The 22,918-nt window shown below is 57.4% G+C and carries 26 protein-coding genes; 14 read left to right on the top strand and 12 right to left on the bottom strand.

From position 1 onward, the window contains the following. Positions 1-3 precede the first annotated feature (3 nt). From ACR0NY_RS07590 to ACR0NY_RS07580, 3 genes are read right to left on the bottom strand one after another with little or no spacing between them, the layout of a single operon-like run. Complete coding sequence (locus ACR0NY_RS07590) at positions 4-786, bottom strand: Na(+)-translocating NADH-quinone reductase subunit C (protein WP_170340493.1); 783 nt, start codon at positions 784-786, stop codon at positions 4-6. Further along, positions 783-1,997 (bottom strand): RnfABCDGE type electron transport complex subunit D, encoded by a 1,215-nt coding sequence (locus tag ACR0NY_RS07585; protein WP_170340495.1) that lies wholly within the window; start codon positions 1,995-1,997, stop codon positions 783-785. Before ACR0NY_RS07585 ends, ACR0NY_RS07590 begins: the two co-directional genes overlap by 4 nt. A 5-nt stretch (positions 1,998-2,002) precedes the next feature. After that, on the bottom strand, positions 2,003-3,361 hold the full coding sequence (locus tag ACR0NY_RS07580; protein ID WP_170340497.1) for a Na(+)-translocating NADH-quinone reductase subunit A: 1,359 nt from the start codon (positions 3,359-3,361) through the stop codon (positions 2,003-2,005). 399 nt (positions 3,362-3,760) lie between these two features. On the opposite strand from ACR0NY_RS07580, the gene ACR0NY_RS07575 reads away from it, so the two are divergent. The 9 genes from ACR0NY_RS07575 (at position 3,761) to ACR0NY_RS07535 (ending at position 10,002) form a co-directional block, all read left to right on the top strand. Continuing rightward, entirely contained in the window at positions 3,761-4,183 is a 423-nt protein-coding gene (locus ACR0NY_RS07575; protein WP_170340499.1) for an ion channel, read from the top strand. 298 nt (positions 4,184-4,481) lie between these two features. Next, complete coding sequence (locus tag ACR0NY_RS07570) at positions 4,482-5,000, top strand: Na+/H+ antiporter subunit E (protein ID WP_170368208.1); 519 nt, start codon at positions 4,482-4,484, stop codon at positions 4,998-5,000. Positions 5,001-5,004: 4 nt separating this feature from the next. Next, positions 5,005-5,277, top strand: a complete 273-nt coding sequence (locus ACR0NY_RS07565) for an MrpF/PhaF family protein (protein ID WP_170340502.1) — start codon at positions 5,005-5,007, stop codon at positions 5,275-5,277. Then, positions 5,267-5,566 carry a monovalent cation/H(+) antiporter subunit G gene (gene mnhG, locus ACR0NY_RS07560; protein ID WP_170340504.1) on the top strand — a complete coding sequence of 100 codons (300 nt, stop codon included), beginning with the start codon at positions 5,267-5,269 and terminating at the stop codon, positions 5,564-5,566. Before ACR0NY_RS07565 ends, mnhG begins: the two co-directional genes overlap by 11 nt. Beyond that, positions 5,554-5,829, top strand: a complete 276-nt coding sequence (locus tag ACR0NY_RS07555; protein ID WP_170340506.1) for a Na(+)/H(+) antiporter subunit B — start codon at positions 5,554-5,556, stop codon at positions 5,827-5,829. The genes mnhG and ACR0NY_RS07555 overlap by 13 nt, the downstream gene beginning before the upstream one ends. Beyond that, positions 5,822-6,511, top strand: a complete 690-nt coding sequence (locus ACR0NY_RS07550; RefSeq protein ID WP_170340508.1) for an MnhB domain-containing protein — start codon at positions 5,822-5,824, stop codon at positions 6,509-6,511. Before ACR0NY_RS07555 ends, ACR0NY_RS07550 begins: the two co-directional genes overlap by 8 nt. After that, a complete protein-coding gene (locus ACR0NY_RS07545; RefSeq protein ID WP_217355050.1) occupies positions 6,511-6,831 on the top strand; it encodes an NADH-quinone oxidoreductase subunit K in 321 nt (106 codons plus the stop codon). The genes ACR0NY_RS07550 and ACR0NY_RS07545 overlap by 1 nt, the downstream gene beginning before the upstream one ends. Before the next feature lie 2 nt (positions 6,832-6,833). Then, positions 6,834-8,306 (top strand): complex I subunit 5 family protein, encoded by a 1,473-nt coding sequence (locus tag ACR0NY_RS07540; RefSeq protein ID WP_170340511.1) that lies wholly within the window; start codon positions 6,834-6,836, stop codon positions 8,304-8,306. 28 nt (positions 8,307-8,334) lie between these two features. Then, positions 8,335-10,002, top strand: a complete 1,668-nt coding sequence (locus ACR0NY_RS07535) for a complex I subunit 5 family protein (protein ID WP_170368209.1) — start codon at positions 8,335-8,337, stop codon at positions 10,000-10,002. 71 nt (positions 10,003-10,073) lie between these two features. On the opposite strand, the gene gltS is transcribed toward ACR0NY_RS07535, so the two are convergent. Beyond that, the gene (gene gltS / locus ACR0NY_RS07530) at positions 10,074-11,303 is read right to left on the bottom strand and encodes a sodium/glutamate symporter (RefSeq protein ID WP_170340515.1); all 1,230 of its coding nucleotides are present in this window, start codon (positions 11,301-11,303) and stop codon (positions 10,074-10,076) included. A 159-nt stretch (positions 11,304-11,462) separates the two neighbouring features. On the opposite strand from gltS, the gene ACR0NY_RS07525 reads away from it, so the two are divergent. Beyond that, positions 11,463-12,167 (top strand): IS6 family transposase, encoded by a 705-nt coding sequence (locus tag ACR0NY_RS07525; RefSeq protein WP_170368210.1) that lies wholly within the window; start codon positions 11,463-11,465, stop codon positions 12,165-12,167. 415 nt (positions 12,168-12,582) lie between these two features. Continuing rightward, the gene (locus ACR0NY_RS07520) at positions 12,583-13,596 is read left to right on the top strand and encodes a LysR family transcriptional regulator (RefSeq protein ID WP_217358614.1); all 1,014 of its coding nucleotides are present in this window, start codon (positions 12,583-12,585) and stop codon (positions 13,594-13,596) included. Between the two features lie 163 nt (positions 13,597-13,759). Here ACR0NY_RS07520 and ACR0NY_RS07515 read toward each other — a convergent pair whose 3' ends face one another. Continuing rightward, positions 13,760-14,269, bottom strand: coding sequence for a MaoC family dehydratase (locus tag ACR0NY_RS07515; protein ID WP_217354834.1), 510 nt, complete (start codon positions 14,267-14,269; stop codon positions 13,760-13,762). A gap of 138 nt (positions 14,270-14,407) precedes the next feature. On the opposite strand from ACR0NY_RS07515, the gene ACR0NY_RS07510 reads away from it, so the two are divergent. Further along, entirely contained in the window at positions 14,408-15,115 is a 708-nt protein-coding gene (locus ACR0NY_RS07510) for an IS6 family transposase (RefSeq protein WP_093964971.1), read from the top strand. Between the two features lie 104 nt (positions 15,116-15,219). On the opposite strand, the gene ACR0NY_RS07505 is transcribed toward ACR0NY_RS07510, so the two are convergent. Together ACR0NY_RS07505 and ACR0NY_RS07500 are read right to left on the bottom strand one after the other, a co-directional pair. Then, a complete protein-coding gene (locus ACR0NY_RS07505) occupies positions 15,220-15,687 on the bottom strand; it encodes a DUF411 domain-containing protein (RefSeq protein ID WP_170343049.1) in 468 nt (155 codons plus the stop codon). A gap of 65 nt (positions 15,688-15,752) precedes the next feature. Further along, a complete protein-coding gene (locus ACR0NY_RS07500) occupies positions 15,753-16,391 on the bottom strand; it encodes a cation efflux transmembrane domain-containing protein (protein WP_170343051.1) in 639 nt (212 codons plus the stop codon). A 73-nt stretch (positions 16,392-16,464) separates the two neighbouring features. Here ACR0NY_RS07500 and ACR0NY_RS07495 point away from each other — a divergent pair, with 73 nt between their 5' ends. Further along, positions 16,465-16,881 (top strand): MerR family transcriptional regulator, encoded by a 417-nt coding sequence (locus ACR0NY_RS07495; protein WP_170343053.1) that lies wholly within the window; start codon positions 16,465-16,467, stop codon positions 16,879-16,881. Positions 16,882-17,048: 167 nt separating this feature from the next. Here the strand turns inward: ACR0NY_RS07495 and ACR0NY_RS07490 are convergent, their stop codons facing one another. The 5 genes from ACR0NY_RS07490 to ACR0NY_RS07470 are packed head-to-tail and all read right to left on the bottom strand — an operon-like array spanning position 17,049 to position 21,843. Further along, positions 17,049-17,807: an SDR family NAD(P)-dependent oxidoreductase gene (locus ACR0NY_RS07490; RefSeq protein ID WP_170343055.1), complete on the bottom strand. Its 759-nt coding sequence runs from the start codon at positions 17,805-17,807 to the stop codon at positions 17,049-17,051. Positions 17,808-17,825: 18 nt separating this feature from the next. Then, positions 17,826-18,647 (bottom strand): ABC transporter permease, encoded by an 822-nt coding sequence (locus tag ACR0NY_RS07485; protein WP_170368211.1) that lies wholly within the window; start codon positions 18,645-18,647, stop codon positions 17,826-17,828. A gap of 7 nt (positions 18,648-18,654) precedes the next feature. Then, entirely contained in the window at positions 18,655-19,506 is an 852-nt protein-coding gene (locus ACR0NY_RS07480) for an ABC transporter permease (protein WP_093962199.1), read from the bottom strand. Positions 19,507-19,544: 38 nt separating this feature from the next. Beyond that, positions 19,545-20,708 (bottom strand): ABC transporter substrate-binding protein, encoded by a 1,164-nt coding sequence (locus ACR0NY_RS07475; protein WP_170368212.1) that lies wholly within the window; start codon positions 20,706-20,708, stop codon positions 19,545-19,547. 34 nt (positions 20,709-20,742) lie between these two features. Continuing rightward, positions 20,743-21,843, bottom strand: coding sequence for an ABC transporter ATP-binding protein (locus ACR0NY_RS07470; RefSeq protein WP_254432852.1), 1,101 nt, complete (start codon positions 21,841-21,843; stop codon positions 20,743-20,745). A gap of 153 nt (positions 21,844-21,996) precedes the next feature. On the opposite strand from ACR0NY_RS07470, the gene ACR0NY_RS07465 reads away from it, so the two are divergent. Further along, on the top strand, positions 21,997-22,764 hold the full coding sequence (locus ACR0NY_RS07465) for a helix-turn-helix transcriptional regulator (protein ID WP_093962973.1): 768 nt from the start codon (positions 21,997-21,999) through the stop codon (positions 22,762-22,764). Positions 22,765-22,918: the final 154 nt, after the last annotated feature.

The following is a 22,918-nucleotide window of genomic DNA, read 5'->3' as shown; positions in this document are numbered from 1 at the left end:
GCTTCATCGTTTTGGCGCGCCCACGCCGATTTGTTTCAGAAATGGCCCGTACCCGTGCGGGCCAAACCAGTAATCGGCCAAATTCGTCACGCCGGTCCCGGTTATCGTGGCACCGGTCAAGCCGTCGACTTCGTAGGCTGCTGCCGCAGAAGACGGGCTGACGACGCCACCGGCCACACGGAACCGTACCTCGCCGTTCGGGCCGTACATCTTCCGGCCCTGCCATTGGTCCTGCCAGTCCGGGTCCTCGATCTGGTCACCCAGCCCGGCGGTCTCCGCCTGTTCGTAGAAGCTGACTGCTGCAATGGTGTTCAGGTCATCTTCCAAGGCGATGAAGCCATAAATGGTGGACCACATCCCCTGACCGCTGATCGGGAAGATGATCCGGCTCAGGGTTTGATCCTGCCAGACGAGATAGACCACCTCGTGGTTGGGGCGGCGTCCCAACCGTGCGGTGTCTGCTTCGGCCGGAATGGCAGTGCTGCGGTCGGGATCGTTCACGGCGGACCGCGCATCGATGTCACCGGGCTCCAAATCCGAAGCGAACTCGCCCGTATCCAAGTCCACCACCCGCGCGTCAAGTTGTGCAACCACCTCGAGGATCGTGTCGTCATCTGCGCCGGGCGCCACGAGCCCGGTCAGCGACACAACGTTCCTGTACCTCTGCACGGCCTCGTTGCGTTCCTGAATGGGGCGCAACGTGATCGTCGAAACGCTGACGAGGATCGAACAGACCAGCGCGACGCCGACCAGGACCAAAAGGGATCGCAACGCATCGCGGTTCATGGTTCCCGCTCCAGCCGGGCCTGGCGCCGCTTGATGTTGCGCTCGACAACAAAGTGATCACACAGAGGGGCGAAAGTGCTCGCAAGCAGGATGGCGAAAATGACCCCCTCGAAGTAGGCGGGGTTGGTCAGGCGGACAATGATGGTCACGACGCCCATCAGGAAACCAAAGGCCCACCGCCCCGGACGTGTCGTGGCCGCGGCGGTCGGGTCCGTGGCAAGGAACACCGTACCAAAAGCCCAACCGCCCAGAACCACGTGCCAATACCACGGCGTCTGCAATGCGGCCTGATCTGCGGGCGCGATCAAGGCGATAAGGACAACCGAAATGATCAGCCCGGCCAGCGATCCGGCCATGATCCGCCACGAGGCCGAGCCGGTTGCAAGGAGGTACACGGCACCAAGCAGGCACCCCAGAACGGAGGTAACGCCGAACGGTCCGGGCTGGTTGCCCACGAACAACAGCCACCAGCTGTAGTCGACCGCGGTCAGGGCAGGCACGCCGCCTTCGAGGATGGCCAGTTCGAGGGTCGTCGGTTCCTGGTAGCCCGGAAGCGGAATCCAGACATCTGGCCCGTGCAGGACGCTGGAGTAGGAAAAAAACAGGATGCAAACCCCAAGGATCACCGGGCTGACAAGATACCGCCCGGTTCCGCCGAAAACCGCCTTCCCGACGATCATTGCGGCGGTCATCCCGTAGACGACCTGAAAGAATGTGACCGTTGGAGGCAAAATCAGGGCAAATATCCAGGCGATGCAGAGGACGCCTTCGTCCAGCGGGCGCCCGCGGCGGGCTGCGAACACGATCTCCCAGAACGCGCCGACGATCAGGGCGGTCAGGAATACAGGAAGGAAATAGAGGAACCCGTGAAGCCAGTTCGACACCAGGCTCTCGGGGTCGATCGACAGGCCGATCCCTTCGATCAGTGCTGCCCGCCACCCCGGCAAGTTGTCGATGCCGGCTATGTGCATTCCCACGGCGATTTGTTCACCGAGATTCCACATTCCGATCAGCCAGCAGGGCAGCGTGGCTATTATGAAGCGGTTTAGCAGTCGGTCGATACTGTTGGCATCCCGCACATGCGGTGCCGAAACCGTAGGGATCGTCCAACGCCACACCAACCGAAGGCGCAGCTCGTCGATCAGGTCGACCGTTTCCCGACTTGACCCGGCCCGTGCGTTGCCGCCTGTGTTTGATTTCGGTTCCGCCATCCCGATCAACCGTCCCTTTCGATCGCTTCGAGGTTGTGGCGCAGCACCGCGGCATAGTCGTTCTTGCCCGGGCAGATGAAGGAGCACAGAGCCAGGTCTTCTTCGTCCATCTCCAAGGCGCCCAAAGACTGCGCCTGGTCAGTATCCCGGATGAGCAGGGCCTTCAGAAGCGGCGCGACCAGCACATCCATGGGGATCACTCTTTCAAACGCGTCGATGGGCACCATGGCTGTTGCGCGGCCATTCTGGTCGGTGGTGAACCGAGGGGTGGAAAGGAACCCGGACAGGAAATTCCCGAACGAGAACCGGTTCTTGCTCGGTTCCGCCCACGGCCGCCAGCGACTGGGGCGCATCTGCGGAACAGCCGAAACCTGCAGGTGGTATCTTCCAAGGTAGGCTTCGGCGCCGCGTGCGTGGCGGCCGCTCAGAACGCAACCGGAAACGAGCCGGGCCGCATCGTTGCCCGGGTCTTCGGGGGCCAACTCTGCTGCCGTCAGCTCGATGACGTCCGCGCCAAGCCGGGTGCGCACCAAACGGGGCCTGCTGAAGCCGGTTCCGCCAAGCGCGACCACGCGTTCGGTCCAGATCACGCCCTCGCCAATCAGCTTTCCGATCGCGATGACATCCTGGTATCCGATGTGCCAGACCTCGGGTTCGGGGCCGACCGGGTCCAGACTGTGAATGTGGGTTCCCGGCAGTCCGGAAGGGTGCGGCCCGTCGAACACGACATGCCGAACTGACGCCGCGGTCCCGGTCGGACCGGACCATCCGGGACCGGTGCAAAGATAGACGTTTCCCGAGGCGAGTTTGGCAAGCTGGTCGAGCCCCAACGCGAAAGCACCAGCGTGTTCGGCAACCACGACCTGTGGGTCTGCGGACAGCGGGCGCGTATCGCAGGCGGTCACGAAGATCGACCGGGGCACCGCGTCGGACGCGGGAATGCGGCTGAACGGGCGGGTGCGGAACGCAACCCAAAGACCTGTCTTCAGCAACCGCGCCCGCAGCGTGTCGGGCGATGCATCGCTTCCGGTTTCATTGCGGGTGTCGGCGCCCGGGTCGCCGGCCCCGTCGACCGCGATGACGAAGGATTTGAGGGCGCGCCTTTCACCACGGTGGATGTTGGTAACGACACCGCTCGCCGGTGCGGTGAACTGGATCGACGGGTCTCTCTTCTGCTGGAAAAGCGGTTGGCCCAACACGACCCGATCTCCTTCCGAGACCAGCTTTTTCGGCTCCAAACCGTTGTAATCCGCCCCGAGAATGGCAACCGAGTGAACTTCTGGCCCATCTTCGATCAACTGCAGAGGCGCCCCGCCGATCGGCAAATCCAGGCCCTTCGTGCTTTTCACGTGATGTGGCAGCATTCTTCTCCCCGCGCCCGATACTCAAGCCGGGCTGCAAAACTGACAATGCAGCGGGTAGTCACGCCGCGATACATCAAGGCTGTTCTTCAGTTCAATTAAATGGCTCCGGTCTTCTGCCGGAGTTCCTGAAAAGCGTATTTTTGGTGACGATACCGGTCAATGTGCGGGCGAGCCGATTTGGCTCGGGTGTTTGTCCAGCAGGAAAGAACGTTAAGGATGGGGTCCGAAAACGACGACTAGCAGGTTGGCCGGCTATGGCCGCCGTCCCTGAATCGGGCTCTTGCTCACTCAACATGACAAGTCCAGGCCGCCCGTTTCCTAGATGGTGCGAGAGTGCCCACAGGTCGCCGAGCGGATCTCGTCGCAGGGGGCAGGCATCGGTCCCGGAGGATGCAGTACATGATCTACCAGTTGATACTTGGTTCCTTCATCACCCTTGCATCGCTGATCTGTGGTGTCCTGGTTTGGTGGGCGATGGACAGGCTGATAGCGGCGATGGAGCCATGGCTGAGGCGCCCGACCTTTCCTGCCAAGCCATTGCTTGCCATCATGTTGATCATTCTTTCGGCCATGACGATGGTCACGTTGGGCGTATGGCTCTGGGCCTTCGTATTCACTTGGGCGGACGTGTTTGGAACGCTTGAAGAGGCCTTTTACTATTCGTTGATTGCATACACGACGCTTGGACTGGGCGATGTGCTTGTCCCGACTGAATACCGACTGTTAGGCGGGATGACGGGTGCAAACGGCTTCCTGATGTTCGGGCTGATGACCGCGGCTTTGACCGACTCCTTGCGATACGTTAGGGACCTCGAACTCTGACGGCCGTTTCGCCGCATTGCCGGTCCGGGAACCGCTAATGAGCCATTTTGGCTCGCCTCCGAGTTGACCGGTGTTCTCGCTGAAAAATACGTTTCACGCACTGGATCATCGCCAGCCCGACCGCAGACAAGGAAATCGGCATGCCAAAGCTACCGGCTTCTTGCGACTTGGCGGATGGTTCGCACGAGTTCGCAGTAAGCGGGTGGGCGCAATTCGATCGGCCTCCGAGGGCCCGGAACTGCCGCGCTGATCGGTGCCAGAAGAACGAAACCGACAGTGTCCGGGCAAGATGGCGCCAATGTCGAAGAATGAAGGGATCTGCATGCAACAGGCGAGCTTTTCGGCGTGGCGCGGGTTCATGGCTCAGATCATGGTCTTTGCGGCGATCTGGTCGGTGCTAGCAGGTGGGGATCTGGCTTCATGTCTGATAGGTGCCCCGCTTGTCCTGTTCGTTGTGGTCGCGAACCATCGGCTTGGACGGCTGAATGGCCGTTGCGCGCGCTTGTCCGGGGTCCTTCGGTTCCTTCCCTATTTTCTGATCGGGTCTTTTCGCGGCGGTCTTGCAACCGCTACGCTGGTGCTGTTTCGAGGACGGGAAGTCCAACCCGCGATGGTCGAGTATCAGACCACCTTGCCCCCCGGGAGGGCGACGGCATTGTTCGTCGGGACGATAGGGTTGCTTCCGGGGACACTGACGGCGGATCTGAACGGACGTCTTTTGCATATCCATGTGCTGGACGGCAGCATGCCGGTCACTTCGGAGCTTCGAGAACTGGAAAGGCGGATAGCCGCCATTTTTCTGCAGGAGACGGGGTGAGGAAATGGGTTCGTTGTTGCTGCTGATTGCCCTGTTGCTTTTGCTGTTCCTGCTTGCTGGAATGTATCGGGTGTTTCGCGGTCCGAGCGATGCAGACCGGATGATGGCGGCGCAGCTGTTCGGCACGACAGCGGTTGCGGTATTGCTGGTGACCAGTTTCGCGACCGGGTTGCCCGCCTTGATAGACGCCGCGCTGGTCATGGCTCTGCTTGCTGCGATCACCACCATCGCCTTCGTGCGCGGCGAGACAAGCGGCGGAGCGACCGATGACAACTAGTTCGATGCTGGCGCTGCCCCTGCTTCTGATCGGGGTCTGTTTCTTTTTCGCCGGAACGGTGGGGATGCTTCGATTGCCGGACATCTTCACGCGGCTGCACGCGCTGACCAAAGCGGACAACGTCGGATTGGGGTTCATCGTCGCGGGGCTGGCGGTGATGTCCGGGCAGTTTCTGATTGCTCTGAAACTGGTGCTGATATGGGGCCTGGTGCTGGTGAGCGCAGCAACGACCGCCCATCTGATTGCCCAGTCAGCGGTTCGCAAGGGGGCGAAACCATGGAAGCGTTGAACTTGAGTTTCGACCTCGTTCTGGCGATGGCGTTGATCTGGTTGGCATGGAGAACACTTGCCAGCCACGAGATGTTCACCGCTATCGTGCTGTTCATCGCCTTCGGTCTGCTTGTTGCACTTGCATGGGTGCGGCTCGACGCACCGGACGTTGCCTTGGCAGAGGCATCCATCAGTGCCGGTTTGACGGGCGTTCTTCTGCTTGCAGCCTGGCGGCGCCTGCGCAGTCCGCCGCAGCAGGATGGGGGGCAGAACAATGAATGACGACACATCCCCCGTGGTGCGCCTGTTGATCGGCGCGTTGGCGGCCGCGATCTCTTGGGGACTGGCGATTTCGCTGATGCGTCTCCCCGTGGGGAACAGCGAGCTTGCGGACCGTGTGATGGAAGGATTGCCCGACAGCGGTGCCAGCCATCCGGTAACGGCGGTGCTGCTGAACTTCCGGAGCTACGATACCTTCCTCGAAACCTGTGTCTTGTTTCTGGCCGTTGTCAGCATGTGGTCACTTGGTCCGGCGCGTGCAGATCCCGCGACGCTGGTTTCCACGGGCCCGGTCCTGGGCGAGGCCGGTAAGATCCTGCAGCCCATGTGCCTGTTGACGGCGGGCTACCTGCTCTGGGTCGGCGCGACAGCGCCCGGCGGGGCATTCCAAGCCGGGGCGATCCTTGCGGCAGGTGGCGTTCTGGCCCTGCTGATGGGGTGGCAGCCCGGTGCCCGGATGCGGCCCTGGCTCGAGGTCGGGTTGACGATGGGGGTCGGCGCGTTCCTTTGCTTGGCGACCATCAGCCTGTTGTCTTCGGGCACCCTTCTGTTTCTGAACCCGGAACTGGCGAAGGGTGTGATCCTTGCGATCGAACTGGCTGCAACCATCTCGATCGGGCTTTCGTTGGCCGCGATCTCGTTGGGTGGCTCGCCAATCTACAAATTGCGAGACAAGGGGCAATGATGCCGACCCTGGCACCTTACATCGTCGCCGGCGCGATGCTTGTGGGTCTGGGCCTCTTCGGTCTTTTCACAGATCGCAAACTGCTTCGGCAAATCATCGCCCTAAACATCATCAATGCCGGCGTGTTCCTGCTGCTGATCGCATCATCCGGCGAAAGCAGCGCCTCCGTCGCTGATCCGGTTCCCCGCGCGATGGTGCTTACAGGTGTTGTCGTCGCGGTCAGTGCAACGGCGCTGGCGCTTGCCTTGGCGACCCGCCTGCATCAGGTGACGGGTGAAACGCGCCTGTCGGTCGGCACGGACGACGAGGCCGGGACATAGCAATGCCGGGACCAACCGAACCTGCATGGATCGCTTGGGTGATGCTGCTTCCCTTTGCAGCGGCAACCGCCTCGTTTTTGACATGGCGCCTAGGGGCGAAAATCGGTCTCTCCGCGGCCTTCATCAATGCCATCGTCTCGGTGACGCTTGTCGTTCAGGTCCGGGGCGGAGGGACCGTCACGCATCACGTGGCCGGTTGGGGAACGCCACTAGGTATCGAACTGAGGGCAGATGGGCTTGCTTGCCTGATGCTCATCCTGACGGCAACTGTCGGGATGGCTGTCAGTGTGTATGCGTCCGGCTATTTCCCCGCCGAAAGCAGGCAGCAACGGTTTTTCTGGCCCCTTTGGCTGCTGCTTCTGGGAGGGCTGAACGCACTTTTCCTGTCTGCCGACGTGTTCAACTTGTACGTCACCCTAGAGATCGTCGGCCTTGCCGCCGTCGCGCTGGCGTCATTGCCGGGCACGGCGGCCGCGCTGAACGCGGCGATGCGCTATCTGCTGGTCAGCCTGCTGGGCTCGCTGTTCTACCTGCTTGGGGTGTCGCTTCTCTATGCCGAACACCAGCTGCTGGACCTGGTCGCGCTTGGCAGCGTGATGGAACCGGGCGCGATCACCTGGTTGGCCATAGCATTGATGACGGCGGGACTGCTCATGAAGGCGGCGGTCTTCCCGTTGCACTTCTGGCTTCCACCCGCGCACGCCAATGCACCCGCACCGGTCAGTGCCATTCTGTCAGCCTTGGTGGTCAAGGCTTCGTTCTACCTGCTGCTGCGATTGTGGTTCGAGCTCTTCGCGCCGGCGGTGACAGGCACTGCCTTGCATTGGATTGGTGCATTGGGGGCAGCCGCAATACTGTGGGGGTCATTGTTGGCCTGCTATCAGCGCAGGCTGAAGCTTCTTGTCGCCTATTCGACGGTTGCCCAACTCGGTTACCTTTTTGTCGCCTTTCCGCTTGTCACCGCGACAGAGGGCATTGGATACGGCGGCGCGGTTTACTTTGCGCTGTCGCACGGGTTCGCCAAGGCCGCGATGTTCTTCAGCGCCGGCACGATGTTGCATGCGGCAGGTCATGACCGGATCGACGACCTGAGTGAAATCGCACCGCACATGCCGGTATCGATGCTTGCCTTCGGGCTGTCCGGCCTCAGCTTGATGGGCCTGCCGCCCAGTGGCGGGTTCATTGCCAAGTGGATGCTTCTTGAAGCGACGCTGCAAAGCGGATTGTGGTGGTTGACTGCAACGATCCTGATCGGTGGTCTGCTTGCGGGCGTCTACGTCTATCGCGTCGTGTCATGTGCGTTTGCACCAGGGACCGCCCGTAGCTTTGCGCCGACACTGCGCCGGCTGGAGTGGTCTGCGCTGGTCCTTGCGGTGATCGCCTGCCTCCTGGGCCTTACACCCAACGCTCCGCTTGCCTTGGTGAGCGAAGGACCAGACCTGTCCGCACAGCTGTTCGGGGGGGCTGGGTCATGAGGTGGCGCAGGCAACCAGGGGGCAGCCGATGACCCAGCTTGCCCCCGTATCGGTCCATTCTGCAATTCTGCTTGCTGTGCCGTTGCTGCCGCTTTTGCTTGCCGCCGGGCTTGCGCTGCCGGCCTGTCGCGGGCTTTGCCTAAGACTGGCCGCCTGGGCCGCGCTTCCGGCGCTTGCCTCGGCATTCCTGGTGCCATTGGGCACTACCGTCAGCGTTCCCGTGCTGCTCGATGGCGCACGTTTTGGCATGGACCAGACCAGCCAAACCTTCCTTTTGTTCACCAGCTTGCTGTGGCTGTTGGCAGGCCTGTTCGGATCACGTTACCTGGCCGACGATCCCCGGCGCGGGCGGTTCGCAGCTTTCTACCTGACAGCGATGTCTGGAAGCCTTGGCCTCAACATCTGCCTGGACCCAGCCAGCTTCTTTGTCCTGTTCGCGGTGATGGGGGTCAGCTCGTTCGGGCTTGTTGTCCACGATGGCAGCGCCGAGGCCCGGCGCGCCGCGCGGGTCTACATCGCGCTCGCCATTCTGGGCGAGACCCTTCTTTTCGTTGCGGTCATCAAGATCACGGGCGCCGGCTTCACGGAACTGCCTTACCGCGATCCGGCGGCTTCGAACCTTGTGATCGCACTTGTGCTGGTCAGTTTCGGGATAAAGGCGGGTGCCTTGCCCTTACATTTCTGGTTGCCGCTGGCACATCCCGCGGCGCCGATACCCGCCAGCGCCGTTCTCAGCGGCGCGATGATCAAGGCGGGATTGCTGGGGTGGTTGCGGTTCCTGCCGATCGGAGCGGTTGCCGCGCCGCACTGGGGGATTGCGGTTGTCATCGCCGGTTTGGCCGCGGCGTTCTACGGCGCCCTGGTCGGTTCGACCAAGGACAACCCCAAGGCCGTTCTGGCCTATTCGAGCATTTCGCAGATGGGGCTGATCACCATTCCTATCGGTATCGCGCTGGCCGTTCCGGACGCTGCGCCGATGGCGATCGTGGCGGCGCTTTTGTATGCCGTCCACCACGGTCTTGCCAAAGGGACCCTGTTTCTGGGCGTCGGCATGGCGCATCATGCCGGCAGATGGCGTGGCCCGGTTTTCCTGACCTTGCTGTTGCCCGCCGCGGCCTTGTCGGGGTTGCCCCTGACCAGTGGTGCCGTGGCAAAAACGGCCCTCAAAGGGGCAGCTGTAGTGTCCTCGTGGTACGTTTGGCTTGGTCCGCTCATGTCGCTTGCCGCAGTGGGCACAACGGTTCTGATGGCGCGCTATCTGGTCAATCTGCAAGTATCTTTGAAGAAAGACCATACCCCAAAGCCGGGGCTGTGGGTGCCTTGGGTAGCTCTACAATTGGCCGCGGGATCCCTGATCTGGCTGTTGCCACTGGCCGGTGAAGCCAGAGTCGAGACGCTGTCGCCTGGAAAGGTATGGCCGTCAGTCTGGCCGCCCATTCTGGGCGTGCTCTTGTCGGTGATACTCTGGAACCTTGTGTGGCGCCACGTTTCATCCCCGGAAGGAGGACAGCCGCGCGACATCCTGCGCGCGTTCGAAACCTTTCTGTGGTGCTCTGGCGCTGCGCTTGCCCGGGTGCTGCATCAAGGCGAACTGCGACTGCGGGACTGGCCCATTGCCGGGGTTGTGTTTCTTCTGACCATCGCCGTGCTTTTTCTGTCCTTGGCGTTCCGTTCGGACGTGCCCGCCGCTTTCTGAACGTCATTTGCAGATACCGCCGCGCAAGTCCGCCCGCCGCAGTTCTTGCACCGTTCCGGTGATGCGCAGGATCAGGGTAGAACCGAAAGGAACCCCTGGATGATGAAGGCATTGGCGACGTCCACAAAAAAGGCCGACACCAGCGGCAGCACGATGAAGGCCAGAGGCGAGGGGCCATACTTCTGCGTGACCGCCGTCATGTTCGCGATCGCCGTCGGCGTTGCGCCGAGGGCGAAGCCGGCAAACCCGGCCGAGATGACGCCGGCAAAGTAGTTCCGTCCCATCATTCGGTAGACAACGAAAACGATGAACAGGGCAGCGGCGGCAGTCTGCAGAAGCATCGTGAAGGCCAGAACACCGGCCGAGCCCGCCAGGGTCCAGAGTTGCATGCTCATCAGCGACATGGACAGGAAGACAGCCAGTGAAAAGTCCTGCAACAGCTGCAGCGACGCGGTTCCGGTAGGTGTCTTGATGCGCGGCAACAGTTTTGGAGCGAGATTGGCGATGACGATGCCGGAAAGAAGGCAGGGCACAAACAACGGCAGCTTCAAACCCGCCGCGTCCAGCGCTTCATCCGCGACAAAGCCGATCACAATGGAGATGTGCAACCAAAGGATGGCTCTCATCAGGCCGGGGTTCGTAGGGCCACCGAAGGAGGCAGTGCTGGCGTTTTCAGCCGCGCTTTCTTCTCCAGCTGCGGCGGCGCGCTCCTCGGTGCTCGGTTCCAGCTTGTCGCGGCTGATCAGGTAGTTGGCGATGGGGCCGCCGAGCAGGCTTGCCAGAATCAAACCGACCGTCGCGGCGGCGATGCCCAGTTCGGCGGCGCCCGCCACCGCGTATTGCTGCTCTACCACTGGGCCCCACGCGATCGCGGTGCCATGGCCGCCTATCAGTGATGTCGTTCCCATCATGACACCAGCCTGCGAGTGCAGGCCAAAGATCGACGCGCCCAAAACGCCGATGCCATTTTGAACGACCATGTAGCCAATCGTCAGAAGAAGCATGATGCCGAGCAGCGGGCCGCCCTTGACCAGATCCGAAAACTTCGCGTTCAGCCCGATGGTGGTAAAGAAGTAGACCAGCAAGGAGTCACGCGCATCCAGGTCGTAAATCACCTCGCGCCCGGTCGCAGTCACAACGACAAGCGTCAGAATCGCAGCAAGCAATCCGCCAGATACCGGTTCGGGGATAGAGTACTTTCGCAGGATCGGAAACCGGTCGGACAGCTGTGCTCCAAGAAAGTAGACGACTATGCCGAGCGTCATGGCAATGAAACTGTGTACCTCGATCGGTTCGACCATGAGCTGTGCCCCCGAGCACGAAATTGCTGAACGGATTAGTTGCCGCCACCGTAGGGCCGCGGGTTGGATCATTGCAACGGTATTGTTGGAAGGGCACATTCAGGTAGTGTCAGAGGAACTTATCTTGAGGCAGGGCAGGCCGCTGGCTAGCGTCCCTGCATGACCAGATCCCGTCCCTTCAAGTACTTCAAAACTAGCCCGGAGATCATCCGCTTGGCGGTGATGCTCTACGTCCGTTTTCCGCTCTCGCTCAGGAATGTCGAAGATCTCCTTCATGAAAGGGGTGTCGATGTGAGCCACGAAACGGTCCGATATTGGTGGCACAGGTTCGGTCCGATGTTCGCCTCGGAGATCCGAAAACGCCGGATCGGAGGGAAAAAATCCAGCCGGTGGCGCTGGCACCTCGACGAAATGTTCGTGAAGATCAACGGTGAGCGTCACTACCTCTGGCGGGCTGTTGATCACGAGGGCGAGGTGCTGGAAAGCTTCGTGACGAAGACACGAGACAAGAAGGCGGCGCTCAAATTTCTCAAGAAAGCAATGCGCAAGCACCGTCGTCCCGAGGCAATCGTGACGGACAAGCTCCGGTCCTATGGCGCCGCTCTGAAGGAACTCGGAGCAGGCGACCGGCAGGAGACAGGTCGCTGGCTCAACAACCGAGCGGAGAACTCACACCTGCCTTTCCGACGACGGGAGCGAGCGATGCTCAGGTTCCGGCGCATGCGAAGTCTACAGAAGTTCGCCTCCGTCCATGCCTCCGTCACAAACCATTTCAATCACGAGCGCAGCCTCTCCAGCAGACCCCAGTTCAAGTTGAACCGCGCCGCCGCTCTCGCCGAATGGCGCGGACTCTGCGCTGGATAAGAGGCAGTGACCCTGTCCTGGCAGAGACTGGTTCGAATTGGTCTGACAGCACCGGTGATTGAGCTAAGTAAATCGGCCTGGGTTCTTTCGCGGGCTTCATGAAAGTCTCGTATTGGTACTTACTCAATGGCTACAACACAGGTGCGTGGCTGCCACTTCCAGCTTGCAGCTGCATTTGGCGTGATCTAATCGCCTTATTCGGCCGATTGTCACCAAGTGTCGTCAGAACCTTCCTGGATAAAGACTCACCATGTTCTGCACGTCAAGCTCACTCGAAAACGCATCGGGATTACTCCAGATCACGTCATTAATATAGTCGCGTTCAGCGTGAAAATCGTCAGCTGTAGGCCGCGGCTTCCGGGCTTCGGGGCAGGCTCTCTTGGTCCAACCGATCAGTCCACCAAATACGGTCCAGATGCTGGGTGACATTGTATGGGAAGCCATCTCATGGTCCTTTCCGAGTTACTTGCGCTGTCGCAACAAAGGTAACTGTTCACCTGTTTTTCTGGTATCCGGCACAAAATTGTGCTGTTCTACAAAAATGAAGAATGGGTTCCGAAATTGGTCGGATATTCGTGTGTTCCTCTCTGTCTTGAGAGAAGGATCGACGCTTGCGGCCTCTAGAAAGCTAACGGTCTCCCAACCAACGGTCGCCCGACGCATTGATGTTCTCGAAAGAGAAACAGGGTTGACGCTGTTTGAGCGCGGTACGCACGGGTTTAAGCCGACCCGAGAAGCGCTTCGCCTCGCTCCCCTAGCCGAGGCAATCGAGGCTTCAGTCCTCGAATTTGCCGATTGCGCGAAGGAATTGACGTCGACACAACCCATCCGTATCACCGCTTATTCGGCAAACTTCTCCGCACGCATGATTGAAATCGTAAACGAGTTTTCCGCCGACAATCAGGATGTCGCATTCGAGTTTTTATCCAGCGTTCGGGCGCTGGACCTGATGGCGGGCGAGGCCGACATTGCTTTGCGCCTTGCAAGAACCGATCCCGATCCTGACCTGATTTGCCGGAAGATCAGCACGGCCCGCTGGTCTTTGTTCGGCAGCAGAAATTACGCGGACAAATTTGGCTTACCGGGGTCAACGAATGATCTGGCCGGGCATCAGTTTGTTACCTTTCAGCGGGACGATGTACCAAATGTATTCCACGAATGGTTGACCAATCACGTGGAGCCGGACCAGATCGTTATGTCTTTCACTGAACTCGAGCTAATGCATGCGGCGATCAGGTCAGGGCAAGGCCTTGGAATCAGCAACGTCAAGCTGGTGGAAACAGATATGTCTTTTATCCGATGTTTCGACGAAATCCCCGAACTTGCGGTGCCGCACCTAATGCTCATTTCGCCGGAAGCCTATCGTCGGCCAGAGGTTAGAGCCTTCGTTAAGTTCTTCGCACCTCGCTATGCGGCAATCTACAAGTAGTTATTTAGGCAAAAAGGATTGAGAACACGCGAACAAGCTAGTTTGCATGTACGCCACGACCGCAATTGCGAATAGAAGCCTTATGTAGCGGGCCCAAGGATACTCTTGAAGATGACAATGGGAGTTCAAATTGATCGGCGCGCCCAAGTCGCTGCAAACTGCCTTAACTCCGATATGCCATCACGTGGTGCATGATCAGATTAAGAACTTCAACATCGTTCTGGTTAAATGTCTGGTATCGGAATTTGACCGTTCCCCGGTCGGGCTTCGAACGTGATGGTGTAATTGCCTCAACCGTGACGCGCACGCTGATCGTGTCACCGGAATACACAGGAGCCAGCCACCGCACCTCGTCCATACCATGTCCACCCAGATTGGTGCCGGTAAGTACACCAGTGTCGCGGAACAACCTGAAAGTAAGGGCTATTGTCTGAAATCCACTGGCGATGAGACCGCCGAAAATCGACTCTGCGGCAGCCACTTTGTTAACGTGGAAGGGCTGCGGGTCATGAACCAGTGCGAAGTCAATAATCGCTCCCTCGGTCAGCGTAACGCCTCCGGTTTCGAAGGTTTCGCCAACCGACAAATCGTCGATGTATTTTCCGCTAGGCATGGCAAAAGTATAGTTTGATGCAGACTCAACCGTCAACGCGGAGCCAGGCTCGGCCGCCACTAATGCCGCATTGTCTTTCGACCATGGCAAAGATCGTAATGGAGAACTAAGTCAGTGGTCGTTGACCTATGCCGCGGCGACGGTCTTGTCAGAAGAACTTGTCTTGAGGCAGGCAGGACGGTTGCGTAGCTTTTGCCCATGACCAAACCTGCCTCTTTCAAGTACTTCAAAACCAGTCCCGAGGTCATCCGCCTTGCGGTGATGCTGTACATCCGTTTCCCGCTCTCGCTTCGAAATGTCGAAGATCTCCTGCATGAACGTGGGATCGATGTAAGCCATGAGACAGTCCGCTATTGGTGGAATAGGTTCGGCCCGATGTTCGCCGCTGAGATCCGACGGAAGCGTGTGCAGCAACTCCGAACCTTTTCAAAATGGAAGTGGCACGTGGACGAGGTCTTTGTGAAAGTGAATGGCAAACGGCATTATCTTTGGCGCGCTGTGGATGACGAAGGCGAGGTGCTGGAAGCAGTTGTAACAAAGCGCCGTAACAAAGCTGCTGCACTGAAATTTCTCAAGAAATTGATGAAGCGGCACGGTTGCGCCAAGGAGGTCGTCACAGATCGCTTCGCTTCATACAAGGCTGCGCTCAGAGAAATAGGCGCGCTCGAAAAACAACAGACGGGCAGGTGGCTCAACAACCGTGTTGAGAATTCGCACCTGCCGTTTCGACGACGCGAACGCGCGATGCAGCGTTTCAAGCGCATGCGAAGTCTACAGAAATTCGCCTCCGTCCATTCCTCCGTTTACAACCACTTCAACCAGGAAAGATCGTTAGCCAGTCGAGACACCTTCAAGCTGACCCGCGCCGCCGCTCTACGCGAGTGGCGTCAACTTTGTTCCGGATAGGTTCGCGGTTTCCGCGGCAAACTGAGACTGGTTCGAATTCGTCTGACAGCACCTCCGTGTCATCTTCTCCTCCTTCGTACTGTTTCCGCTCGATGACTGTCGCCTCAGGCCGCTTCGTAACTCGTGAATACCTCGGTAGCGCCGTCCCGACGGAACAAAAACACATCGTAAGCCTCACGACGATCTTCCGGCCCCATCCCAGGCGAACCGAAAGGCATCCCAGGAACAGCAAGTCCAATGGCGCTAGGTCGCTCCTCCAACAGACGACGAATGTCGGCAACCGGTACGTGCCCCTCGATCATGTAGCCATCGATCTCGCCTGTATGGCAGGAGATCATTTTTTCGGGAATGCCGTTGTCCAATTTGTGGCGGACGAGCAGTGTTCCAAAGCTGCGCTCCTCGGTAACGCGAAAGCCTTCCTGCCGAAGGATATCGATCCAAGCACTGCAACAGCCGCAATTCGGATCCTTGAGAACATGGATGGAAGGTGTGTTTTGCGCAAACGTGGCAAATGGTGCTGTGCTGGCGAAGCCTGCGGCGTAAGTCAGTATTTGGCGGCGTTTCAGGTGCATAGTGAGAGTCCTCTTTACTTGCGACTCAATTGAGCAAATTTCGCATCATTCGTGATAGGTTGTCTTCATCCCCGGTAAGCATGCTGATGTTCTCCAACTTCCCGGCGCTCGGCGAGCGCTTGGCGCACGATCTGGAAAGCAGAAGAAAGAAACAGCGTTGCCATGATCGCTGCGACAATCAGATCTGGCCAACCGCTTGCCGTTCCCCAGACGCCCAAGGCCGCAAACATAACGGCCACATTGCCGATGGCATCGTTCCGCGAACAGAGCCAGACAGAGCGGACATTGGCATCGCCGTCTTTGTAGCTGACAAGCAACAACACACTGGCAAGGTTTGTAGCCAGTGCAAGAGCTCCGATTATGCCCATGATCTCAGCTTCAGGGACGCCGACATAGAAGACGCGGTATACGGTCGATCCGAATACCCAAAGGCCCATCAAAAGCAAGCTCACCCCTTTGGCCAAAGCTGCATTGGTGCGGGCGCGAACTGAGGCACCGATCACAGCGAGCGAGATACCATAGGTCAGTGCGTCGCCGAGGAAGTCGAGAGCATCAGCCTGAAGCGCCTGTGACTTTGCGTAGTGACCAGCGGTCATCTCGACTACGAACATCGTCGCGTTCAACGCAATGACGATCCATAGCCGCCTTTTGTAATCATCTGACACGCCATCGAACTTGGCGTCATGCCCACAACATCCTGACATTGGAAAGCCTTTTTGAATCTGTCTTGATCATAGTGTAGTGCCTCTAGTGACTAGAGGTTCAAGAGGTATTTTCATGTTTTCCATCGGAGAGCTTTCAAAGCGCACGAAAGTCAAAGTTCCGACCATCCGCTACTACGAAGAAATGGGGCTGCTGGCAGAGCCGGAACGTACAGCTGGCAACCAGAGGCGTTACACAAATGAGGGTCTGGAACGCCTGAGCTTCATCCGTCATGCGCGTGATCTTGGCTTCTCCATAGAAGCGATTTCTTCGCTGATCGAGTTGCAAAATCATCCGGACCGGTCATGCGAAGCCGCCACCAAGATTGCCGAAGGTCAGTTGTCCGAAGTGCGAGCGAAGATCAAAAGGCTAAAGGCGCTGGAGAATGAACTGAAGCGTATTGCTCAAGGATGCGACGGTCGTGGCGTAGTAGAAGACTGTTATGTCTTGGCTTCGCTTGCAGACCACGACCTGTGTGATCAAGATCACTGATCCCAAAAGCGGACATCAATTAAGTGATCATAATCGGCAGCTTCGTCCGCAATGCAGTCATTGAGCGTAGGTGAGCGAACGTCTGCCTCGAGCCCAAAGCGGACTGAAATGTGCTCGCCAAAATGAATTGCGGCGATAGACATTCTCTTGAGCGGTCTAACCCATCACTAAATGCATTCACCGCCATCGATAACCAGGGCTTGCCCCGTCATAAAAGCGGATTCATCTGAAGCTAAATAGACAATCCCATGGCCAATCTCTTCAACTGTCGCCCATCGACTCATGGGGATCGCCTGCTCGATGTAGCTTTCCAGTTTGGCACGGCCTCCCATCTGCTTTTCGAAGCCTGCATTGAAAGGGGTGTCTACAAATCCTGGACATAGGGCATTGAAACGGATTGCATGGACAGCGTAGTCGGCTGCCATCTGCCGAACCATCGCAACAGCAGCGTGCTTTGTAGTCGCATAGGCGATCATACCCCGGTCATATTGAACCCCAGAATTGGAGGCCGTGACGATCACGCTGCCTCCACCTTGTGATTTCATATGGGCGACGGCTGCACGCGCGGCAATGAAGTGAGCGCGGACATTCAATGCCCAAGAAGCATCCATTCCATCTGGTTCCACTTCTTCCAGCGTTCCTTCGATCTGCAACCCGGCGTGAGAGTGCAACACGTCAAGCCGACCGAAGTTTTTAACTGCTTGGTCTATGGTTCTGGTAAGGGCATCGTCATCGGTCACATCAAGCTGTATGGCAGATGCTTGATTTCCCTGCGCTACGATCGCGGCCACAGTGGCTTCAGCAAGTGTTGCATCGCGATCGGTTACCACAACATGCGCACCCTCTTGTGCCATTGCCATTGAACCCGCCCGACCAATTCCTGATCCCGCGCCCGTCACGAGCGCGACCTTACCTGCAAGCCGCATGTCACTTGGCTCCTTTATTTAATTTTTCGATTTTGAGGCGCCTCGGTGCAAAAGCAGCTGCGCTGCTACGAGCAACAAGAGCGACGCGCCCATAACCATAGTGCCGATGGCATTGATCTCGGGTGTTACGCCGCGCCGGATGGATGAGAATATGTAGATTGGCAGGGTTGTTTCTGAGCCAGCTACGAAGAACGCGATGATGAAATCATCAAATGAGAAAGTGAAGCTGAGCAGGAAGCCTGCCAAAATTGCCGGTGCTATCAACGGCAGGGTCACCTGTCGAAAGGTGCCCCAGGGCGTCGCAAAGAGGTCAGCCGAAGCTTCCATGAGCGCGCGGTCCATACCCGATAGCCTTGCACGTACGATGATTATGACCAGCGCCATTGTGAACATGGTGTGGGCGGCGACAAGCGTGGGCATCCCCATGGAAAGTTGCGGGGGATTTGCTCCATCGGGCCATAGGCTTGCAAGAAGCGGGTTTAGCCAGCCGAATACGGTGACCAGGGCAATGAGTGTCGCGATGCCGATGACGATACCGGGTATCATTATCGCAATATAAATCATCGCATCAAACAAAGTTCGGAGCCATCCCTTAACCCCTTGTAAAGCGATGGCCGCCATGGTTCCGAGAGTGGATGCGAGGCAAGCAGTTATTAATGCCGCAAGCAGACTGGTCTCGAGCGCGTCCATTACAAATGGGTTGTTCAGCGCTCTACCATACCATTGGGTCGAGAACCCCATGAACTGGCTTGCGTGTCGTCCGGCATTAAAGCTGAAAAGCGCGATGATGCCGATTGGAATATAGAGAAAAAGGTAGACGCAAATCGCGTATAAGCGCATCGGACCCTCACATCAGCGAGACATCTTCGCGCTGGCCACCCAGGCGCGAGATGAATTTCATGTAAATTGAGACAGTGACAAGCATTACGACAACCAGAGTCATTGCGACCGCCGATCCGTACGCCCAGTTCCGAGACTGCAGGAACAGGTCCACCAGCGCATTTCCGACGAAAAAGACCTTTCCGCCGCCCAAGATCGCTGGGATCAGAAACTCGCCCATCAGCAAGATGAAGACCAGCATGCAGCCAGTTGCGATACCAGGTACCGACAAAGGAAGTGTCACCTGACGGAACGTACGCCATGGGGTAGAGCCGAGATCAGCCGATGCTTCCAGAAGGCGTTTATCCAGTTTGTCTAAGCTTACAAAAATCGGGAAAACCATCAGAGGTAGATACCCATAGACAATCCCGACAAGCACAGCGAACGGCGTATTTATCAGGCGGATATCATCGATGCCGATCGACTCCAGTAAAGCGGGCAAGCCACGCCCCCCAAGGATGAAAATCCAAGCGTATGACCGGATCAGGATCGATGTCCAGAACGGCACGATCACTAGGATCAACAGCGAAGTTCTCCACTTTGGTGAACAACGCACTGCAAGAAAGTAGGCGAGCGGGTAGGCAATTACCAACGCAGCGATAGTCCCCAGAGGTGCAAGGATCAAAGTGTTCTTAAACGCCGTCCATCGCGCAGGAAGGTTGGCATATTGTTCCAACGTGAACGCTGGAACGTAGCCTCCGGCGGCACCCCGTTCGCCAAAGGAAAAGACGAAGACGACCAGCAGAGGAAGGGCTAGCATTACCAAAAGCCATATTCCTGCTGGAGCCAGCAACAGTGCTTTTCTGCCTCGTTCGGTCATTTTGTCCTCGTCTTTTCCGATATTGGCGGCCTTGCCGCTTAGGCCGACTTGAAGCGGGCGAGCAACTCGGCACGGTTTGGATCGGTTAGTGTAGCCGCCGCGCCGAACTCGAGTGCATTCAGAAGGTCAGCTGCCGGATAAAGGATCGGATCTTCCAGTAGTTCCTTCGGCAGCAACGCATTGGTGCGAGCATCAGCCGATGGATAGCCGTGGGCGAGGACTTCTTTCGCATTAACTTCCGGGTTCAGCAGGAAGTCGATCAAGGCATAAGCGGCATCCATATGGGGTGCGCCCTTAGGAATAGCGTAGTAGTCGGACCAGAGTTCACCGCCCTCAGTTCCCAGAACGTAGGCGATTTCAGGGATGTCGACATTCATCTGCTTGCCGTCACCTGTCCAGCACATCGTCATCCAGGCGTCACCGTTACGCATCGGTGGCTGATAATCCGACGAGATTGCAAACAGATGCGGTTTGGCATCCAGTAACAATTTCTCGGCATCCGCCAGTTCCTTCTCATCGACCGAGTTGAAGGAGTAGCCGAAGTATTTCAGGGCATTACCGATGGTGGTGAGTTGGTAATCATGCACCATTGTCCGGCCTGAGTAACCTTCCATAGTAAGGTCCCAGAACTCTTTCCATGTGGTTGGAGTCGGAGCGCCGTCAAGCTTGCTGGTGTTCACTGCAAAGCCAGTCGTGCCCCAGTTTTTTGGGACCGCGTAAAGCTGGCCATCGACAGAACCGGCATCGGAAAAGCGCTGTTCGAATGAACCTGCGTCGTAGTTTGGCAGTTTGGACGTATCGAGCGGGATGATCAGATCTTCACCCACATACGTAGTGATCGTGTAGTTGGTTGGAACGAAAACGTCCCAGCCAGACCCTCCAGCCTGTAGTTTTGCCAACATCTCTTCATTCGAGCCAAAAACATTGACCTGAACATGGGCGCCAGTGGCTTCCGTGAAGGCTTCGAAGTTCATCTCGTCATGGTAGTTCGGCCATGTGGCGAGGATCACTCGGTCGCCAATGTCCCCGGCAGCAAATGCCGGGCGTGGACGCAACCCAGGAATGGCCGTGCCCAGAACGGCCGTTGCCATCCCAAGACCTGTCACGCCTAAGAAATGTCGCCGTGTAACCGAACCCTTTTGGTACCGGCGAAGCTCTTCCATGAACTTTTGCTTGGAAATAGTCCCATTATCCTTGGTCATTGTGAACCTCTCTGTTGTTGGATTGCGGGATTTGTTATTTTTCCAGGATCAGCAGTGCGCCTTCGCCCCATGAAACAAAGGCCTGCTCTCCTGCATTGAACGTCCCCTCGTTCAATTCCGCTTGCCTTGGCACAAGTACATGGAAATCACCCAGTGCTTCGTTGCGCGCAAGGTATTCTGTGTGCTCCCCAAGGAAGATCCGATTTTGAATGGTAACTGGCAGAGCGATTTCAGCTGTGGGTAGCGCGCGGGTCAGCGTGATCTGTTCAGGACGGATACTAACGCACACTTCCTGCCCTGCATCTATTGGAATCTCCGGAGTTCCGTGCACCTTTTGGCCACTCGCTAAACGCACAGTGATTTGGTCGGTTGCTGAGTCAGTCACAGTTGCATCAAAGAAATTTGAGGTGCCTACAAATCCAGCCACGTAGCGGCTGCGGGGCATGTCATAGAGTTCGCGTGGGCTGCCAACCTGCACAATACTGCCGCCTTCCATCACACAAATTCGGTCGGACATTGAAAGCGCTTCTTCTTGGTCGTGCGTGACGAGGACAAAAGTTATCCCTAGTTGTCGTTGCAGGTTCTGCAGTTCAAACTGCATTTCTTTTCGAAGCTTTCGATCCAGAGCAGCCATTGGTTCATCAAGCAGCAAAAGCTTGGGCTCGTTTACGATCGCACGCGCCAAAGCGACGCGTTGCTGCTGACCACCAGACATCTCCCAGATGCGACGTGGGCCAAACCCACCAAGACGGACAGTTTCCAGCGCTTGCTCAACCTTTGTCGCGATTGTTTGTTTGTCTACGCGTGGTCGTTGTTGGCGCAGGCCGTACGCGATGTTGTCGAACACGCTTAGGTGAGGAAAAAGAGCATAGTGCTGAAACACCATGTTGACTGGGCGATGGTGCGCATCCAAGTCGTTGACGACTTCTCCATCGAGCAACACCTGACCTTCGGTTGGCTTCTCGAAACCTGCCAACATTCTAAGCGCAGTGGTTTTGCCGCAACCAGATGGGCCTAAGAACGACAGGAACTCTCCTTTCCCAATGGAAAGATTCAGGTCTTTGGCGGCGACCACATTCCCGAAGGTCTTGGTCACTCCTCGGAGTTCCGCAATCGTCTGCATGGTGACGCTCATGTCAAAGCTCATATACTGCCGTTTTCCTTTTGCTTGATTTTTTGGCATTTGTTGGCATACCACTCAAACAAGGAAAAAGTAACAATAACTCGGAATAACTGTATATACCACAATTGGGGTACAGAGGTGCTTTTCGAAAATCTGGAGCGGCGTGTGTACGATTGGATGGAAGAGGCCGGCAGGGTCGTGGAGAAGATCGGAACCCCAGAATTTCCATGTGCTTTGGCAGATGGCTTACGGCAGGTCGCACCATTTGATTTTACGGTGGTGTTTGGCCATGTTGGAACCGAAGCACCAATAGACCTTCACGACGATTTCCCCAAAAGCAAACGGCGTATTTTTGTTGAGGATTACCAAGCCGGGCCCTACGTACTTGATCCATTTTTTTTGGCCGCGACAAAACCAATAACGCCGGGTCTGTACCGCATGCGCGATATCGCACCGGACAGGTTCTATCAGGGCGAATACTATCGCAGCTATTACAAAAGGACTGGGTTAGCAGAGGAGATTGGCTACTTTATCGATATCCCAGGCGCTGGGATGGTTGTGGTCTCGCTCATGCGAGCAGAGAAGCCTTTTTCCGCCAAGGAAATTCGTCATTTGCACGCTCTATGGCCGCTCGTTCGGGCAGCCTGTTGCAAACATTGGAGTGACTTTCCAACGATGGCCCGCGGCGCCGCAGCGAATGGCGTTAGTCGTCGCGTTGATCTAGCATTCCAGGCATTTGGCGATGGCGTTCTGACGCCACGAGAACGAGAAGTCGTTGAGTTCACATTGAAGGGCCATTCGGCAGAAGCTGTTGGCACAATTCTCGGCATCTCTCCAGGCACAGTCCGCATCCACAGACGCAACATTTACGCGAAACTTAGGATCAACTCGCAGGGTGAGCTTTTTTCAAAGTTCATTGAAAAGGCGCTTTAAAAGGTTCCTTGAACACCCACTTTATCCGTTTTGCCGACCTTGCTACCTTGTGGGTCTTGTCAGAAGAACTTGTCTTGAGGCAGGCAGGACGGTTGCGTAGCTTTTGCCCATGACCAAACCTGCCTCTTTCAAGTACTTCAAAACCAGTCCCGAG

The sequence above is a fragment of the Ruegeria sp. BJ5 genome, assembly GCF_056537865.1.
The sequence above is the reverse complement of the archived record's forward strand: the minus strand, read 5'-3'. Positions and strand labels throughout refer to the sequence as shown.

Coding starts and splice junctions, on each gene's coding strand:
- ACR0NY_RS07590 (WP_170340493.1), bottom strand. CDS start 786: ATGAACCGCGATGCGTTGCGATCCCTTTTGGTCCTGGTCGGCGTCGCG.
- ACR0NY_RS07585 (WP_170340495.1), bottom strand. CDS start 1,997: ATGGCGGAACCGAAATCAAACACAGGCGGCAACGCACGGGCCGGGTCA.
- ACR0NY_RS07580 (WP_170340497.1), bottom strand. CDS start 3,361: ATGCTGCCACATCACGTGAAAAGCACGAAGGGCCTGGATTTGCCGATC.
- ACR0NY_RS07575 (WP_170340499.1), top strand. CDS start 3,761: ATGATCTACCAGTTGATACTTGGTTCCTTCATCACCCTTGCATCGCTG.
- ACR0NY_RS07570 (WP_170368208.1), top strand. CDS start 4,482: ATGTCGAAGAATGAAGGGATCTGCATGCAACAGGCGAGCTTTTCGGCG.
- ACR0NY_RS07565 (WP_170340502.1), top strand. CDS start 5,005: ATGGGTTCGTTGTTGCTGCTGATTGCCCTGTTGCTTTTGCTGTTCCTG.
- mnhG (WP_170340504.1), top strand. CDS start 5,267: ATGACAACTAGTTCGATGCTGGCGCTGCCCCTGCTTCTGATCGGGGTC.
- ACR0NY_RS07555 (WP_170340506.1), top strand. CDS start 5,554: ATGGAAGCGTTGAACTTGAGTTTCGACCTCGTTCTGGCGATGGCGTTG.
- ACR0NY_RS07550 (WP_170340508.1), top strand. CDS start 5,822: ATGAATGACGACACATCCCCCGTGGTGCGCCTGTTGATCGGCGCGTTG.
- ACR0NY_RS07545 (WP_217355050.1), top strand. CDS start 6,511: ATGCCGACCCTGGCACCTTACATCGTCGCCGGCGCGATGCTTGTGGGT.
- ACR0NY_RS07540 (WP_170340511.1), top strand. CDS start 6,834: ATGCCGGGACCAACCGAACCTGCATGGATCGCTTGGGTGATGCTGCTT.
- ACR0NY_RS07535 (WP_170368209.1), top strand. CDS start 8,335: ATGACCCAGCTTGCCCCCGTATCGGTCCATTCTGCAATTCTGCTTGCT.
- gltS (WP_170340515.1), bottom strand. CDS start 11,303: ATGGTCGAACCGATCGAGGTACACAGTTTCATTGCCATGACGCTCGGC.
- ACR0NY_RS07525 (WP_170368210.1), top strand. CDS start 11,463: ATGACCAGATCCCGTCCCTTCAAGTACTTCAAAACTAGCCCGGAGATC.
- ACR0NY_RS07520 (WP_217358614.1), top strand. CDS start 12,583: ATGCTGGGTGACATTGTATGGGAAGCCATCTCATGGTCCTTTCCGAGT.
- ACR0NY_RS07510 (WP_093964971.1), top strand. CDS start 14,408: ATGACCAAACCTGCCTCTTTCAAGTACTTCAAAACCAGTCCCGAGGTC.
- ACR0NY_RS07505 (WP_170343049.1), bottom strand. CDS start 15,687: ATGCACCTGAAACGCCGCCAAATACTGACTTACGCCGCAGGCTTCGCC.
- ACR0NY_RS07500 (WP_170343051.1), bottom strand. CDS start 16,391: ATGTCAGGATGTTGTGGGCATGACGCCAAGTTCGATGGCGTGTCAGAT.
- ACR0NY_RS07495 (WP_170343053.1), top strand. CDS start 16,465: ATGTTTTCCATCGGAGAGCTTTCAAAGCGCACGAAAGTCAAAGTTCCG.
- ACR0NY_RS07490 (WP_170343055.1), bottom strand. CDS start 17,807: ATGCGGCTTGCAGGTAAGGTCGCGCTCGTGACGGGCGCGGGATCAGGA.
- ACR0NY_RS07485 (WP_170368211.1), bottom strand. CDS start 18,647: ATGCGCTTATACGCGATTTGCGTCTACCTTTTTCTCTATATTCCAATC.
- ACR0NY_RS07480 (WP_093962199.1), bottom strand. CDS start 19,506: ATGACCGAACGAGGCAGAAAAGCACTGTTGCTGGCTCCAGCAGGAATA.
- ACR0NY_RS07475 (WP_170368212.1), bottom strand. CDS start 20,708: ATGACCAAGGATAATGGGACTATTTCCAAGCAAAAGTTCATGGAAGAG.
- ACR0NY_RS07470 (WP_254432852.1), bottom strand. CDS start 21,843: ATGAGCGTCACCATGCAGACGATTGCGGAACTCCGAGGAGTGACCAAG.